The 15259-nt window shown below is 62.4% G+C and carries 13 protein-coding genes; 7 read left to right on the forward strand and 6 right to left on the reverse strand.

Going from position 1 to position 15259, the window contains the following annotated elements; translation table 11 throughout:
* Window positions 1-5 precede the first annotated feature (5 nt).
* Both J4E53_RS01735 and J4E53_RS01740 read left to right on the forward strand, forming a co-directional pair.
* On the forward strand, window positions 6-413 hold the full coding sequence (locus J4E53_RS01735) for a hypothetical protein (RefSeq protein WP_060738618.1): 408 nt from the start codon (window positions 6-8) through the stop codon (window positions 411-413).
* 387 nt (window positions 414-800) lie between these two features.
* Window positions 801-2894, forward strand: a complete 2094-nt coding sequence (locus J4E53_RS01740; RefSeq protein ID WP_060738617.1) for an LTA synthase family protein — start codon at window positions 801-803, stop codon at window positions 2892-2894.
* A 63-nt stretch (window positions 2895-2957) separates the two neighbouring features.
* Here J4E53_RS01740 and J4E53_RS01745 read toward each other — a convergent pair whose 3' ends face one another.
* Entirely contained in the window at window positions 2958-3110 is a 153-nt protein-coding gene (locus J4E53_RS01745; RefSeq protein ID WP_003183939.1) for a DUF3309 family protein, read from the reverse strand.
* Window positions 3111-3340: 230 nt separating this feature from the next.
* Here J4E53_RS01745 and J4E53_RS01750 point away from each other — a divergent pair, with 230 nt between their 5' ends.
* The 3 genes from J4E53_RS01750 to csrA all read left to right on the forward strand — a co-directional run bounded on the left by J4E53_RS01750 (window position 3341) and on the right by csrA (window position 4898).
* A complete protein-coding gene (locus tag J4E53_RS01750) occupies window positions 3341-4156 on the forward strand; it encodes an SDR family oxidoreductase (RefSeq protein WP_103307863.1) in 816 nt (271 codons plus the stop codon).
* Window positions 4157-4213: 57 nt separating this feature from the next.
* Window positions 4214-4546 carry a YnfA family protein gene (locus J4E53_RS01755; protein ID WP_060743066.1) on the forward strand — a complete coding sequence of 111 codons (333 nt, stop codon included), beginning with the start codon at window positions 4214-4216 and terminating at the stop codon, window positions 4544-4546.
* A gap of 151 nt (window positions 4547-4697) precedes the next feature.
* Window positions 4698-4898: a carbon storage regulator CsrA gene (gene csrA, locus J4E53_RS01760; protein ID WP_060738615.1), complete on the forward strand. Its 201-nt coding sequence runs from the start codon at window positions 4698-4700 to the stop codon at window positions 4896-4898.
* On the opposite strand, the gene J4E53_RS01765 is transcribed toward csrA, so the two are convergent.
* The 5 genes from J4E53_RS01765 to mnmC form a co-directional block, all read right to left on the reverse strand.
* A complete protein-coding gene (locus J4E53_RS01765; protein WP_003199186.1) occupies window positions 4887-5114 on the reverse strand; it encodes a YheU family protein in 228 nt (75 codons plus the stop codon). The two genes, csrA and J4E53_RS01765, sit on opposite strands and share 12 nt — an antisense overlap.
* A 181-nt stretch (window positions 5115-5295) precedes the next feature.
* The gene (locus tag J4E53_RS01770) at window positions 5296-6486 is read right to left on the reverse strand and encodes an osmoprotectant NAGGN system M42 family peptidase (RefSeq protein ID WP_060738614.1); all 1191 of its coding nucleotides are present in this window, start codon (window positions 6484-6486) and stop codon (window positions 5296-5298) included.
* Window positions 6487-6687: 201 nt separating this feature from the next.
* Window positions 6688-8433: an N-acetylglutaminylglutamine synthetase gene (gene ngg / locus J4E53_RS01775; RefSeq protein ID WP_060738613.1), complete on the reverse strand. Its 1746-nt coding sequence runs from the start codon at window positions 8431-8433 to the stop codon at window positions 6688-6690.
* Window positions 8434-8436: 3 nt separating this feature from the next.
* A complete protein-coding gene (locus tag J4E53_RS01780; protein WP_103307862.1) occupies window positions 8437-10209 on the reverse strand; it encodes an N-acetylglutaminylglutamine amidotransferase in 1773 nt (590 codons plus the stop codon).
* A gap of 185 nt (window positions 10210-10394) precedes the next feature.
* Window positions 10395-12377 (reverse strand): bifunctional tRNA (5-methylaminomethyl-2-thiouridine)(34)-methyltransferase MnmD/FAD-dependent 5-carboxymethylaminomethyl-2-thiouridine(34) oxidoreductase MnmC, encoded by a 1983-nt coding sequence (mnmC, locus tag J4E53_RS01785; RefSeq protein WP_103307861.1) that lies wholly within the window; start codon window positions 12375-12377, stop codon window positions 10395-10397.
* A gap of 151 nt (window positions 12378-12528) precedes the next feature.
* On the opposite strand from mnmC, the gene pap reads away from it, so the two are divergent.
* Both pap and J4E53_RS01795 read left to right on the forward strand, forming a co-directional pair.
* Window positions 12529-14043 carry a polyphosphate:AMP phosphotransferase gene (pap, locus tag J4E53_RS01790; RefSeq protein ID WP_060738610.1) on the forward strand — a complete coding sequence of 505 codons (1515 nt, stop codon included), beginning with the start codon at window positions 12529-12531 and terminating at the stop codon, window positions 14041-14043.
* A gap of 103 nt (window positions 14044-14146) precedes the next feature.
* On the forward strand, window positions 14147-15259 hold a 1113-nt coding region (locus J4E53_RS01795), incomplete at its 3' end, for a thiolase family protein (RefSeq protein WP_207268098.1).

Below are 15259 nucleotides of genomic sequence, written 5' to 3' on the forward strand. Positions count from 1 at the left end.
GCACCATGACCGCCATCGCTCGTATCACCCTGCTCACGCTCGTCATGGGCCTGAGCGCTTGTGCGGTCCAGCGTCCGTCGGAGCCCTCGGCGCCGCTGCCACCGATTCCACCGTCTACCCCAACCACCAAGCCGGCCCCGTCCACGCCGCCAGGCAAGCCGGCCATCCCGAACAAACCGGCCAAGCCGCTGCCGCGCACTTCCGCCAGCTTCGCCCCGCCACCGGGTGGCAACAGCCATTGGGACGCCAAGCTGGGGGTCTACGTGTTGGACAACCAGACTAATACGTTCTATCGCCAGCGTACCTATTACCGCTGGAACAACGGCTGGAGCCGTTCCGTCAGCCCGAATGGCCCATGGGAAGACACCACCATCGAAGGCGTGCCGGCGGGTCTTGGACGGCAATTTCACTAAGCACCGGGCTCCTGGAGCCAGGGGCATCTGTGGGAGCAAAGCTTGCTCGCGATGAAGGCGATGCGGTCTTTCAGAAATTGTGGCGTCTGTTTCGCGAGCAAGCTTTGCTCCCACAGATAAATCCCCTCGCCACCCTAGTGTTCGGCTCAACCGCATTACCAGGCCGGGGATTTTTGTGTTTCTGGATATTCTTTGAACGAAATTTTCACTAAATCTTGCGGACAATCCCCCGCGCTCATCTCGCCGTCGGTTATTTAATGGCAATGCCATAGCCGTTCGTGCAACATTTGCGCACTCGCGCAAGCCCCGGGGCCAGGCTTTGGCCAACAGAGGGCGCGCCGTTGTTTCTCTTTTGTCACTCCAATTCCAATAGGGTCCTTAAACGACATGGCAATCCCGGACGCCCTGAGTCAGCAGCGCACCACGCATCGCCTGCTGCAACCGACCGTCAAATCGCACCTGGCCTACACGTTGCTTTGCGCCCTGGTGATGATGGTTATGTTAAGCCTGCTGCGCGTGGCGCTGCTGGTCTATAACCGCGAGATGATTCTCGACACCCCGGCCTCGACCTTCGTTGAAGCGTTCCTCAACGGCCTGCGCTTCGACTTGCGCCTGGTGATCTACCTCTGCATCCCGTTGCTGCTGGCGTTGTTCAGCGCAAGGGCCATGGCTGCCCGTGGTTTTTTTCGTTTCTGGCTGACCGTCACCTCCAGCATCGCGCTGTTCCTCGGCTTGATGGAGATGGACTTCTACCGTGAATTCCACCAGCGCCTCAACGGCCTGGTCTTCCAATATGTGAAGGAAGACCCGAAAACCGTGATGAGCATGCTCTGGTACGGTTTCCCGGTGGTGCGCTACCTGCTGGCCTGGGTTGGCGGTACCCTCATCCTCGCCCTGGCGTTCAAGGGCGCCGACCGCGCCACCCGTCCCCGTGGGCCGTTCAGTGGCGGTACTATCGGCACCCGGCAGATCGCCCCGTGGTATGGGCGTGTCGCGGTGTTCATGGTTTGCCTGCTGGTGGCCGTGGCCGCCGCGCGCGGCACCTTGCGCCAAGGTCCGCCGCTGCGTTGGGGGGATGTCTACACCACCGATTCGAACTTCGCCAACCAGTTGGGACTCAATGGCACGTTGTCGCTGGTGGCGGCGGCCAAGAGCCGGATGTCCGAAGACCGTGACAACATCTGGAAAGCCACCCTCGAGCAGCCGCTGGCGCAGCAGACCGTGCGTGACATGCTGGTGATGTCTGACGACAAACTCGTGGACACCGAGACCGCCGCCGTGCGCCGCGACTACACGCCGCCGGCGGACAAGACCCTGCCGATCAAGAACGTGGTCGTGATCCTCATGGAAAGCATGGCCGGTCACTCGGTGGGCGCCCTGGGCGCGCCGGGCAACATCACGCCTTACATGGACAAATTGTCCAAGGAAGGTCTGCTGTTCGACCGTTTCTTCTCCAATGGCACCCACACCCACCAGGGTATGTTCGCCACCATGGCGTGCTTCCCGAACCTGCCGGGTTTCGAATACCTGATGCAGACGCCGGAGGGCAGCCACAAGCTGTCAGGCTTGCCGCAACTGCTCAGCGCCCGGGACTACGACGACGTGTATGTCTACAACGGTGATTTCGCCTGGGACAACCAGTCGGGGTTCTTCAGCAGCCAGGGCATGACCAACTTCATCGGGCGTAACGACTTCGTGAACCCGGTGTTTTCCGACCCCACCTGGGGCGTGTCCGACCAAGACATGTTCGACCGTGGCCTGATCGAGCTCAAGGCGCGGGAAAATGGCAAGCCGTTCTATGCCTTGCTACAAACCCTGTCCAACCACACGCCTTATGCGTTGCCGACACCGTTGCCGGTCGAGCCGGTCACCGACCGTGGCAGCCTGAACGAACACTTGACGGCCATGCGCTACGCCGACTGGGCGCTGGGCCAGTTCTTCGAGAAAGCCCGCAAGGAGCCTTACTTCAAGGAAACCCTGTTCGTGGTGGTGGGCGACCATGGCTTTGGCAACGAACGCCAGATCACCGAAATGGACCTGGGCCGTTTCAACGTGCCGATGCTGTTGATCGGCCCGGGCGTCCAGGAAAAATTCGGCCAGCGCAGCCACACCGTGGGGACCCAGGTCGACATCGTGCCGACCATCATGGGCCGGCTCGGTGGGCAGGTACGGAACCAGTGCTGGGGCCGTGACCTGTTGAACCTGCCGGAAGGCGACACCGGTTTTGGCGTGATCAAGCCGTCGGGCAGTGAACAGACGACGGCGATCATTCGCGACGACAAGATCCTGGTCCTGCCGAAGGAGAAGGAAATGCCGCCGAAGATGTACCGCTATGAACTGGGCGCCAACCCTCATGCGCAAATCATCCCGGACGCACCGGACACCGCCGAGATGAAACTCAAGCTCGAATCGTTCCTGCAAACCGCGACCAAGAGCCTGTTGGATAACACCGCCGGCGTCGTCGACGGCAAGCCGGACTGATAAACGGCGAGCATAAAAAAGAGGCCTGTAAAGGCCTCTTTTTTTTTGCACTTACTTAGTGGTTTATATCTTGCCCAGTAATAGCAGGACCAACAGCACCACCAACACTACACCAATGATACCGGACGGACCGTAACCCCAACTTCTGGAGTGCGGGAAGACCGGAAGACCACCGATCAGCAGGAGGATCAGGATGATGATAAGTATTGTGCCCATTTGTAGATTTCCTTATTGGTCAGTTTTGGAGTGTTGTAACTTCCAACTACCAGCACGCATGCGTTAAATCCGGGCGGCTTAATAAGTCCGACCGTAACGTCTGGTAAAAAATTCAAAGTTTTTGTAGCGGCTACGGTTTGCCCTCGCCATTCAGCAATTTGATGGAGCGTGGGTCCGGCAGGCGCCTTCGCTACACTCGGCCTATCTCTCCCGGAACAAGGCTGTTTGCTATGCAAAATCGCATGATGATCACTGGCGCCGGCTCCGGCCTGGGTCGCGAAATCGCGCTGCGTTGGGCCCGCGAAGGCTGGCACCTGGCCTTATCGGATGTCAGCGAACCAGGCCTTGTGGAAACCCTCAAACTCGTGCGCGCGGCGGGTGGCGACGGCTTCACCCAGCGCTGCGATGTGCGCGACTACAGCCAATTGACTGCGTTCGCCCAGGCTTGCGAAGAGAAGCTCGGCGGCATCGATATCATCGTCAACAATGCCGGCGTCGCTTCGGGCGGGTTCTTCAGCGAACTCTCCCTGGAGGATTGGGACTGGCAGATCGCGATCAACCTGATGGGCGTGGTCAAGGGCTGCAAGGCGTTCCTGCCGCTGCTGGAAAAAAGCCGCGGCAAGATCATCAACATTGCTTCCATGGCCGCCCTGATGCAGGGGCCAGCCATGAGCAACTACAACGTGGCCAAGGCCGGTGTGGTGGCGTTGTCGGAAAGCCTGCTGGTTGAACTGGCGCAGCAGGAGGTGGGCGTACACGTGGTGTGCCCGTCGTTCTTCCAGACCAATCTGCTGGACTCCTTCCGCGGTCCGACCCCGGCCATGAAAGCCCAGGTTGGCAAATTGCTGGAAAGCTCGCCGATCAGCGCCGCCGACATTGCCGACTACATCTACCAGCAAGTCGCCCAGGGCCAGTTCATGATCCTGCCCCATGAACAGGGACGCATGGCGTGGGCCCTCAAGCAGAAGAACCCACAGTTGCTGTACGACGAAATGACCGTCATGGCCGACAAGATGCGCGCCAAGGCCCGGCAGAACCTGAATTGACCTGGCTGCCCGATGTCCTCAGGATGGCGCCATTCGGCCTTCCTGATGGACATCTGCATGCTCAATTACTTGTGGTTTTTTCTCGCCGCGCTGTTTGAAATCGCCGGTTGCTACGCCTTCTGGATGTGGCTGCGCCAGGGCAAGAGCGCGTGGTGGATCGCCCCGGCGCTGCTCAGCCTGACCTTGTTCGCCCTGTTGTTGACTCGCATCGAAGCGACGTACGCCGGGCGTGCCTACGCCGCCTATGGCGGCATCTATATCATTGCCTCGATTGGCTGGCTGGCCGTGGTGGAGCGGGTCCGGCCACTGGGTTCCGACTGGATTGGCGTGGCACTCTGCGTGTTGGGGGCGAGCGTGATTCTATTCGGCCCACGGCTCTCGGCGTCCTGAAATAACCTACGGTTCGGCAGGGTTTTGCAGGAAGTTTCCTTCAGTCGCAAGAACTTTGCTTGTAGGGCCTTACTGAATTCTCGCCGGTGTCTTGAGAACGGAAAGCAGGCCGGGCATGGTCAGGGTCCAGACATTCTTAAGGACAAGAACCATGCTCGTATTAAGCCGCGCTGTGGGTGAGTTGATTTCCATCGGTGACGATATTTCCGTCCGTGTGTTGTCGGTCAGCGGCACCACCGTGCGTTTTGGCGTGGAAGCGCCACGGCACGTCGATGTCCATCGCTCCGAAATCTACGAAAAGATCCAGAGGAAAAAGGCCCACGCCGCCCGCAAGGCGTGTTCAGTCGAATAGGTGCTTGGGCACGTCGTGCTTGAGCATCAGTTGGCACTGTTCGCTTTCGGGGTCGAAGACGATCAACGCCTGGCCTTTGGTCAGCGCTTGCCGGACCCGTAGAACCCGCGTTTCCAGGGGCGTGTCGTCACCGTTGTCGGTGCCGTCGCGGGTCACGAAGTCCTCGATCAGGCGAGTGAGTGTGTCGACTTCGAGTTGGTCGTGGGGGATGAGCATGGGGTACCTCGGCTAGACAATGAGGCGATGCTACGGCCAATGGGCTTTTGCGGCTAGCCTTGGGTTTTGTGGGGCCTGTTCTGGCCTCATCGCGAGCAAGCTCGCTCCCACAGGGGAATGCATCTCAAGTGTGGGAGCGAGCTTGCTCGCGATGGCAATAGCCCAGGCAGTGAATGTTGGATCAGCTATCCGACCGCTGCCCCACCAGGCTATCCACCGATGGCACCCGAGTATCGCTTTCCATCTGTGCATCGTGCTCGATCTGGTGACTGAAGCGGTCCAGCGAGCCTTGGGCCGGTTGTGCGTCGCTGGCGAACACCGGTGGGCTGAGAATGTAGGCGCCGAGCAGGCGGCTGAGGGCGGCCAGGCTGTCGATGTGGGTGCGTTCGTAGCCATGGGTGGCGTCGCAGCCGAAGGCGAGCAGGGCGGTACGAATATCGTGGCCGGCGGTGATGGCCGAATGAGCGTCGCTGAAGTAATAGCGGAACAGGTCCCGGCGTGCCGATATGTCGTTCTCCTTGGCCAGTTTCAGCAAGTGCCGCGACAGGTGATAGTCGTAGGGGCCTCCGGAGTCCTGCATCGCCACGCTGACCGAATGTTCGCTCGAGTGCTGGCCGGGGGCGACGGGGGCGATGTCGATGCCGACGAATTCACTGACGTCCCAGGGCAGCGCGGCCGCGGCGCCGCTACCGGTTTCCTCGGTGATGGTGAACAGTGGGTGACAATCGATCAGCAGTTCTTCACCGCTGTCGACAATCGCCTTGAGCGCCGCCAGCAGCGCCGCGACCCCGGCCTTGTCGTCCAGGTGCCGGGCGCTGATGTGGCCGCTTTCGGTGAATTCCGGCAGGGGATCGAAGGCCACGTAATCGCCGATGCCCACCCCGAGGGTTTCGCAGTCGGCGCGGGTGGCGCAATAGGCGTCCAGGCGCAATTCGATGTGGTCCCAACTGATGGGCATTTCGTCCACGGCGGTGTTGAACGCGTGCCCGGACGCCATCAATGGCAGTACGCTGCCGCGAATCACGCCGGTGTCGGTAAACAGGCTGACCCGGCTGCCTTCGGCAAACCGGCTGGACCAGCAACCTACCGGGGCCAGGGTCAGGCGACCGTTGTCCTTGATGGCCCGCACCGCGGCACCGATGGTATCCAGGTGCGCCGAGACGGCCCGGTCGGGGCTGCTCTTGCGGCCCTTGAGCGTGGCGCGGATCGTGCCGCGACGGGTCATTTCGAACGCGATACCCAGCTCCTCGAGCCGCTCGGCGACGTAGCGCACGATGGTGTCGGTAAAGCCGGTAGGGCTGGGAATGGCGAGCATTTCCAGCAGGACTTTCTGCAGGTATTCGAGATCCGGTTCGGGAATTTTACTGATCATGGAAACTCCTGATGGGTTGAGCGCATCGATGGTTTCGATGAGTGAGTCCGACTGTTGGATGACGGTGCCTGCACTGGCCTTATCGCGAGCAAGCTCGCTCCCATAGAGTTTTTGCAGTGAACACAGAATGTATAAACACCAAAAATTCCATGTGGGAGCGAGCTTGCTCGCGATGAGGACTGTTCAGGCACCACAGTTCTGCTAGGCCACCGTCTGGCTATGAGGAAACAACAAATCCACAAAGCGCTCGGCGGTGGGCTGGGGTTCGTGGTTGGCCAGGCCGGCGCGTTCGTTGGCTTCGATGAACACGTACTCGGGTTGATCGGCCGCCGGCACCAGCAGGTCGAGGCCGACCATGGGAATGTCCAACGCCCGCGCGGCGCGCACCGCCGCATCGACGAGGGTCGGATGCAGGATGGCGGTGACATCCTCCAGCACGCCGCCGGTATGCAGGTTTGCCGTACGCCGGACGAACAGGTGTTCCCCGGCCGGCAGCACGCTGTCGTAGTCGAACCCCGCCGCGTTGAGTGTGCGCAGGGTCTCGGCATCCATCGGGATCTTGCTTTCACCGCCCGTGGCGGCCTGCCGTCGGCGGCTTTGGGCTTCAATCAACGCGCCGATGGTGTGCCGGCCGTCGCCGATCACCTCCGCCGGACGCCGGATCGCCGCCGCCACCACTTCAAAGCCGATCACCAGGATGCGCAGGTCCAGCCCTTCGTGGAAGCTTTCCAGCAACACCTGGCTATCGAACTGCCGAGCCGTCTCGATGGCGCTCTGCACTTCCTCGATGGTGCGCAGATCCACCGCCACGCCTTGGCCCTGTTCCCCGTCCAGCGGCTTGACCACCACCCGTTCGTGCTCATCGAGGAACGCCAGGTTGTCATCGGCATTGCCCGCCAACTGTTGGGCCGGCAGGTTCAGGCCGGCGCTTTTCAGCACCTTGTGGGTCAGGCTTTTGTTCTGGCACAAGGTCATGCTGATGGCGCTGGTCAGGTCGCTCAGGGATTCGCGGCAGCGCACCCGGCGGCTGCCGTGGACCAGGGTGAACAAGCCGGCCTCGGCATCGTCCACCTGCACTTCGATGCCTCGACGGTGAGCTTCTTCGACAATGATCCGCGCATAAGGATTGAACTGCGCCTCGGGACCTGGGCCGAGGAACAACGGCTGGTTGATGCCGTTCTTGCGCTTGATGGCGAAGGTCGAGAGATGGCGAAAACCGAGTTTGGCGTAGAGGTTTTTCGCCTGGCGATTGTCATGCAGCACCGACAGGTCGAGGTAACTCAAGCCCCGGCTCATGAAATGCTCGATGAGGTGACGCACCAGCACTTCGCCCACACCGGGCCGTGGGCATTGCGGATCGACGGCCAGGCACCAGAGGCTGCTGCCGTTTTCCGGGTCGTTGAAGGCCTTCTGATGATTCAGGCCCATGACGCTGCCGATTACCGTACCGGTGTCGTCGTCTTCGGCCAGCCAGTAGACCGGGCCGCCCTCGTGGCGCGGGGTCAGTCGCAGCGGGTCGATGGGCAACATGCCCCGGGCCTGGTAGAGCTGGTTGATGGCCTGCCAGTCGGTCTCGCTCTGGGCCCGGCGAATTCGGAAACCGCGAAACACCCGGGTGGACTGGCGATAGTCGCTGAACCACAGGCGCAAGGTGTCGGATGGATCGAGGAACAGTTGCGCCGGTTCCAACCCCAGCACTTGCTGGGGCGCGGCCACGTACAAGGCAATGTCGCGTTCACCGGGTTGTTCGTTGAGCAGTTCCCGGGCCAGGCTCGCCGGGTCCGGAAAGGTGTGGCCGATCAGCAGTCGGCCCCAGCCGCAATGCACCGCGATCGGGTCGGCGCCCAATTCGCTGCCGTCTTCGGCCAGGCGTGCCTGCAGGCGTTCGTAAGAAGGCGCCTGGCCGCGCAAGAGGCGTTGGTTGTGAACGGTTGCGTGAGGTTTCATCGATCAGATTCCTTGCTCGCTGAGCCACAGGTTCAGCGCCGCCAGTTGCCACAGTCGCGAACCGCGCAACGGCGTGAGCTGGCCGTTGGGGTCGGTGAGCAGGCGGTCGAGCATGGCCGGGTTGAACAGGCCGCGATCCTGGCTCGGATCCAGCAGCAGCTCGCGGACCCAGGCCAGGGTATGGCCTTCCAGGTGCTTGAGGCCCGGCACCGGGAAATAACCTTTCTTGCGGTCGATCACCTCGCTGGGGATCACCCGTCGGGCGGCTTCCTTGAGCACCTGCTTGCCGCCATCGGGCAACTTGAACTGCGCCGGGACCCGGGCCGAAAGCTCCACCAAGCGGTAGTCCAGGAACGGCGTGCGCGCTTCCAGGCCCCAGGCCATGGTCATGTTGTCGACGCGCTTGACCGGGTCGTCCACCAGCATCACGGTGCTGTCCAGGCGCAGGGCCTTGTCCACCGCGGCATCGGCTCCGGGTTGGGCGAAATGTTCCTTGACGAAGTCACCGGCCGCGTCATTGGCCGTCAGCCAGTTGGGTTGCACAGTGGCGGCATATTCTTCGTAGCTGCGGTCGAAGAACGCAGCGCGATAGGCGGCGTACGGATCGCTGGCGCCATCGACCTGCGGGTACCAGTGGTAACCGGCGAACAGCTCGTCGGCACCCTGGCCGCTTTGTACGACTTTGCAATGCTTGGCCACTTCCCGCGACAGCAGGTAGAAGGCGATGCAATCGTGGCTGACCATCGGCTCGCTCATGGCGCGGAACGCGGCGGGCAGTTGCTCGATGATCTCTTTTTCGTCGATGCGCAGTTGGTGGTGGCGGGTGCCGTAGTGCTTGGCGATCAGGTCCGAATATTGGAATTCGTCACCGCGTTCGCCGCCGGCATCCTGGAAACCGATGGAGAACGTGGACAGGTCTTCCACGCCCACTTCTCGCAACAGACCCACCAACATGCTTGAGTCGACGCCCCCGGACAGCAGCACGCCGACATCCACGGCGGCACGCTGGCGAATGGCTACGGCTTCACGGGTGCTGTCGAGCACACGGTCGATCCAGTCTTCCAGGTTCAGGTGCTGTTCGTCGGCCCGAGGGCCGTAGGGCAGGGTCCACCAGATTTTCTGCTCGGTGGTGCCGTCGGCTTCGATTCGCATCCAGGTAGCGGGCGGCAGTTTTTCAACACCGGCCAGCAAGGTACGGGGCGCCGGAACCACGGCGTGGAAATTCAGATAATGGTTGAGAGCCACCGGGTCGAGCATGGGGTTGATGTCGCCGCCCTTGAGCAACGCCGGCAATGCCGAGGCGAAGCGTAGCCGCTGGCCGGTGCGCGACAGGTACAGCGGCTTGACGCCGAGGCGGTCGCGGGCGATGAACAGCCGCTTGGCATCGCGCTCCCAGATAGCGAACGCGAACATGCCGTTGAGCTTGGGCAGCAGCGCTTCGCCCCAGGCGTGGTAGCCCTTGAGCAGCACTTCGGTGTCGCCACCGGAATAGAAGGTGTAGCCCAGGGCTTCGAGTTCGGTGCGCAGTTCCGGGTAGTTGTAGATCGCGCCGTTGAAGGCCAGGGACAGGCCCAGTTGATTGTCGATCATCGGCTGGGCCGAGCCGTCCGACAGGTCCATGATTTTCAGGCGCCGATGGCCCAGGGCGATCGGCCCCTGGCTATGAAAACCCCACGCATCGGGGCCGCGAGGGGCCAGGTGATGGGTGATCCGCTCTACGGCCGCAAGGTCCGCAGGTTGTTGATCGAAACGTAACTCTCCAGCTAATCCGCACATAAGTCCTTACCGGTTTTTCCGTTGGGGAGGGGTCAAGCAGCACGCGCCAAAAGGGCGGGTACCCTGAAACTGACCGGAGGGATTGCTGTGAGTTTTAGATCGATGCGTTATAAGCCGGCGGGCGGGTGGGTTGGTCTGCCATGGGATTTAAAGATAGGCGAACCTGTGGGAGCCATCCATCGGGGTCAGGCCTTGCCCCGAATCAAGGCCCGCAACGCAAACCGGTTCGGGTGGCAGGCTTCGGCCACGCTGCGGGGCAGTGGCAGGGGTTCGTTGTCCAGCCAGGCGGCGATCAGTTCGCCCGACAGGGGCGCGGTGATCAGGCCTCGGGAACCGTGGCCGCTGTTGATGTACAGGCCCGCGAGCCACGGGCAAGGGGCGTCCGGTACTTGGCGGGCGTCTTTGCCCAAGGCCGCATAGGCGTCGGTAAAGGCCTGGCGGTCGGCCAACGGTCCGACAATCGGCAGGTAATCCGGGCTGGTGCAGCGAAACGCCACGCGGCCTTCGAGGTGCTCCGGGTCCAAGGTAGCGGCGTTCAAGCGCTGCACCAGGTCTTGGGAGATTTCTTCGAGCATCTGCAGGTTGCCAGCGTGCTCGGCGGCGGTGGGAGTCAGGTCGTCGCTGTTGAAGTCGAAACTGGCGCCCAGGGTGTGTTCGCCCTGCCGCGGCGGCGCCACATAACCTTCGGCGCAGACCACCGTCGCCAGGCTCTGGCTGCGGTGGGTTTGCGGCAGACGGGTGATCTGCCCGCGAATGCGCTTGAGCGGCAAGTCGGCAGCCGGTTCGAAGCGTTTGATCTCGGCAGCACTGGCGAGAATCACCACCGGTGCGCTGGCCAGGCAGCGTTCGCTGTCCCACGCCTGCCATTGGCCGTCGACGCGGCGCAAGTGCAGCACGTCATGATGGGGTTGCACATCGATCGCCGGTCCCGAGGCTTGCCAGCGACACAATGCTGGCGGATGCACCCAGCCGCCCTCGGGATAAAACAAGCCTCCACAAGCCAGGCCGATGCCGGATCGGGCCTGGGCTTCGGACTGATCCAGGGTGTGCAGTAAATCCGTTGGGAACGCCTCGGCCAATTGCGCCTGACGCTCGGCTTCCTTGCTGTTGAAGGCCAGTTGCAAGACGCCACAGGCATCCCAATCAACGCCGCGTTGCAGTTGCTCCAGCACACGTCGGGTGTAGCCGAAGCCGCTGAGGATCATCTGTGACAATGCGGTGCCGTGGGCCGACAACTTGAGGTACAGCACGCCCTGGGGGTTGCCGGAGGCCTCCTCGGCCAACCCGGCATGCCGCTCCAGCAGTGTCACCTGCCAGCCACGGGCGGCGAGGCTCGCCGCGCTGGCACAACCGGCCAGGCCACCGCCGATCACCAGGGCCCGGCGCTCGCCGGTGGGTGGCACGGGGCGGGCGTACCAGGGTTTTGCCGGGGACGGCGTCGCTGTCTGCTCCGGCCAGCCAAGAAACACGCCCCGCAGGATTTCCCACTTATGGCCGATGCCCGGCGTGCGCTTCATCTTGAAGCCCGCCGCGTTCAGCAGGCGCCGGACCCAGCCGGTGCTGGTGAAAGTACTGAGGGTGGCGCCGGGTGCGGCCAGCCGGGCCAGTTCGGCGAACAGCTCGGCGGTCCACATTTCGGGGTTTCGGGCCGGTGCGAAACCGTCCAGGAACCAGGCGTCGATCTGCCCGTCCAACTGCGGCAACTGCTCCAGGGCATCGCCGATCAACAGGGTCAGCGTCACCCGCCCATTGGCCAGGACCAGGCGCTGGAAACCCTGATGGATCGCCACGTATTGCCCAAGCAGTTGCTCGGCCTGGAGGGCGAGCTGCGGCCAGAGGGCCAGGGCCCGACACAGGTCCTGCGGGGTCAATGGGTACTTCTCGACGCTGACGAAATGCAGCCTCGCCCCGGTCGGCGCGCATTGTTCGAACAACTGCCAGGCGCAGAGGAAGTTCAAGCCGGTGCCAAAGCCGGTTTCGCCGATCACCAGGCGCCCGTCGGCGGGCAGCGCGGCAAAGCGCTCGGCCAGGTTGTTCTGCTCGAGGAACACGTAACGGGTTTCTTCCAGCCCGGACTGATCGGAGAAATACACGTCGTCGAATACCCGCGAGCGCGGGCGACCCTGGTCGTCCCAGTCGAGTTGGGCGTGGTGCTGTACAGGCGTCATGGCAGGCTCGGTCGAAACTGAGCGGCCATTCTAGCCGATCGGTATCGGCTTGCTTGACCCATCGCAACACAGCGTTGTTCTTGATGGAATCTGCTGCACAGGGCCGCATCCAATCCGCTAGTCTTGCCCCAATCCCTGGAAGGAGCTGTCCATGTTCGAATCCGCTGAAATCGGTCACGTCATCGATAAAGAAACCTTTGAAGCCGAGGTGCCGGCCCTGCGTGAAGCACTGCTGGAAGCGCAGTTCGAGTTGCAGCAGCAGGGTCGGTTTCCGGTCATCGTGTTGATCAACGGCATCGAAGGCGCGGGCAAGGGCGAGACGGTGAAGTTGCTCAACGAATGGATGGACCCGCGGCTGATCGAAGTGCGCACCTTCGATCAGCAGACCGACGAGGAACTGGCGCGGCCTCCCGCGTGGCGTTATTGGCGGATGCTGCCGGCCAAGGGGCGCATGGGGATTTTCTTCGGCAACTGGTACAGCCAGATGCTGCAAGGCCGGGTCCATGGCGAATTCAAGGACCCACGGCTCGACCAGGCGATCGCCGGTGCCGAGCGCCTGGAAAAAATGCTCTGCGATGAAGGCGCGCTGATCTTCAAGTTCTGGTTCCACCTGTCCAAGAAACAGATGAAGGCCCGGCTCAAGGGGCTCAAGGATGACCCGCTGCACAGTTGGCGCATCAGCCCGCTGGATTGGCAGCAATCCCAGACCTATGACAAGTTCGTCAAATACGGCGAGCGTGTGCTGCGCCGCACCAGTCGTGATTACGCGCCCTGGCATGTGATCGAAGGCATGGACAGCTGTTATCGCAGCCTCACCGTCGGGCGGATCCTGCTCGACGGCTTGCGCCAGGCCCTGGACCGGCCGAAGATCAAGCCGCAAAAGGTCAGCGTGGCGCCGCTGCCCGAGTTGGATGGCCAGATCACGTTGCTCGACAGCCTGGACATGACCCGGCGCCTGGACAAGGCCGACTACGAAGAACAACTGATCACCGAGCAGGCGCGCTTCGCCGGGCTGCTGCGGGACAAACGCATGCGCCAGCATGCCCTGGTGGCGGTGTTCGAAGGCAACGACGCGGCGGGCAAGGGCGGGGCGATCCGGCGGGTCACGGCGGCCCTGGACCCGCGCCAATACAGCATCGTGCCCATTGCCGCACCCACGGAAGAAGAACGCGCCCACCCCTACATGTGGCGGTTCTGGCGGCATATTCCCGCACGCGGCAAGTTCACCATGTTCGACCGCTCCTGGTACGGCCGGGTGCTGGTGGAGCGGGTCGAAGGGTTTTGCAGCCAGGCCGACTGGCTGCGGGCCTACGGGGAAATCAACGATTTCGAGGAACAGCTCGCCGATGCCGGCGTGGTGGTGGTCAAGTTCTGGCTGGCCATCGACAAGGAAACCCAGCTGGAGCGTTTCCAGGAGCGCGAGGACATCCCGTTCAAGCGCTTCAAGATCACTGAGGATGACTGGCGCAACCGCGACAAGTGGGATGCCTACCGCGCCGCGGTGTGCGACATGGTCGACCGCACCAGCACCGAGATTGCCCCCTGGACCTTGGTGGAGGCCAATGACAAGCGCTGGGCGCGGGTCAAGGTGTTGCGCACCCTCAACCAGGCGCTGGAGGCGGCTTTCGAGCGCAGTGCGAGACAGGCTCGCAAGAAGAAGCGCTAGGGCGATGGGCGCGCATACGCGAGGTGAATGATTGTCGCGGTCGGTTATCCAGTGGATCTATGCTCGATCCACTCTCAACCGACTACAACAATGAGGTACAGCCATGCGTGAAGTGGTGATCGTCGACAGCGTACGGACCGGCCTGGCCAAGTCCTTTCGTGGCAAGTTCAACATGACCCGTCCGGATGACATGGCGGCCCATTGCGTCAATGCCTTGCTGGCGCGCAACGACATCAACCCGGCCAGTGTCGAGGACTGTATCGTCGGGGCCGGGTCCAATGAAGGTGCCCAGGGCTACAACATCGGGCGCAACGTGGCGGTGCTCTCGCAATTGGGCATCGGCACGGCCGGCATGACCCTCAACCGCTTCTGTTCTTCGGGCCTGCAAGCCATTGCCATCGCCGCCAACCAGATCGCTTCCGGTTGCAGCGACATCATCGTGGCCGGCGGGGTGGAGTCCATCAGCCTGACGATGAAAAGCGTCAACACCGACAACCTGATCAACCCGCTGCTCAAGGAGCAGGTGCCCGGGATTTATTTTCCCATGGGCCAGACCGCCGAGATCGTCGCCCGCCGTTACCAGGTCAGCCGCGAGGAGCAGGACCGCTACGCATTGCAGAGCCAGCAACGCACCGCCACGGCCCAGGCGGCGGGGTTGTTCGATGACGAAATCATCCCGATGGCGGTCAAGTACCGGGTCGAGGACAAGAACACGGGTGTCGTGCAGATCCTCGATGGCGTGGTCGATCGTGATGACTGCAACCGTCCCGACACCACCTATGAAAGCCTCGCGGGCCTGAAGCCGGTGTTCGCCGAAGACGGCTCGGTGACGGCGGGCAACTCCTCGCAGTTGTCCGACGGTGCCTCGATGACCTTGGTGATGAGCCTGGAAAAGGCCCTGGCCCTGGGGCTCAAGCCCAAGGCGTTTTTCCGTGGCTTTACGGTGGCCGGTTGCGAGCCGGACGAAATGGGCATCGGCCCGGTGTTTTCGGTGCCCAAGCTGCTCAAGGCCAAGGGCTTGCAGATCGCCGATATCGACCTGTGGGAACTCAACGAGGCGTTCGCTTCCCAGTGCCTGTACAGCCGCGACCGGCTGGAAATCGATCCGCAGAAATACAACGTCAACGGCGGCTCGATCTCCATCGGCCATCCGTTCGGCATGACCGGTTCGCGGCAGGTGGGGCATCTGGTGCGTGAGCTGCAACGGCGCAACCTG

The sequence above is a fragment of the Pseudomonas sp. FW305-28 genome (genome assembly GCF_017351395.1).
Classification (GTDB): domain Bacteria; phylum Pseudomonadota; class Gammaproteobacteria; order Pseudomonadales; family Pseudomonadaceae; genus Aquipseudomonas; species Aquipseudomonas fluorescens_AA.

Bases quoted from the DNA above. Each gene is read 5' to 3' on its own strand.
- J4E53_RS01735 (WP_060738618.1), top strand. From the start codon at position 6: ATGACCGCCATCGCTCGTATCACCCTGCTCACGCTCGTCATGGGCCTG.
- J4E53_RS01740 (WP_060738617.1), top strand. From the start codon at position 801: ATGGCAATCCCGGACGCCCTGAGTCAGCAGCGCACCACGCATCGCCTG.
- J4E53_RS01745 (WP_003183939.1), bottom strand. From the start codon at position 3,110: ATGGGCACAATACTTATCATCATCCTGATCCTCCTGCTGATCGGTGGT.
- J4E53_RS01750 (WP_103307863.1), top strand. From the start codon at position 3,341: ATGCAAAATCGCATGATGATCACTGGCGCCGGCTCCGGCCTGGGTCGC.
- J4E53_RS01755 (WP_060743066.1), top strand. From the start codon at position 4,214: ATGCTCAATTACTTGTGGTTTTTTCTCGCCGCGCTGTTTGAAATCGCC.
- csrA (WP_060738615.1), top strand. From the start codon at position 4,698: ATGCTCGTATTAAGCCGCGCTGTGGGTGAGTTGATTTCCATCGGTGAC.
- J4E53_RS01765 (WP_003199186.1), bottom strand. From the start codon at position 5,114: ATGCTCATCCCCCACGACCAACTCGAAGTCGACACACTCACTCGCCTG.
- J4E53_RS01770 (WP_060738614.1), bottom strand. From the start codon at position 6,486: ATGATCAGTAAAATTCCCGAACCGGATCTCGAATACCTGCAGAAAGTC.
- ngg (WP_060738613.1), bottom strand. From the start codon at position 8,433: ATGAAACCTCACGCAACCGTTCACAACCAACGCCTCTTGCGCGGCCAG.
- J4E53_RS01780 (WP_103307862.1), bottom strand. From the start codon at position 10,209: ATGTGCGGATTAGCTGGAGAGTTACGTTTCGATCAACAACCTGCGGAC.
- mnmC (WP_103307861.1), bottom strand. From the start codon at position 12,377: ATGACGCCTGTACAGCACCACGCCCAACTCGACTGGGACGACCAGGGT.
- pap (WP_060738610.1), top strand. From the start codon at position 12,529: ATGTTCGAATCCGCTGAAATCGGTCACGTCATCGATAAAGAAACCTTT.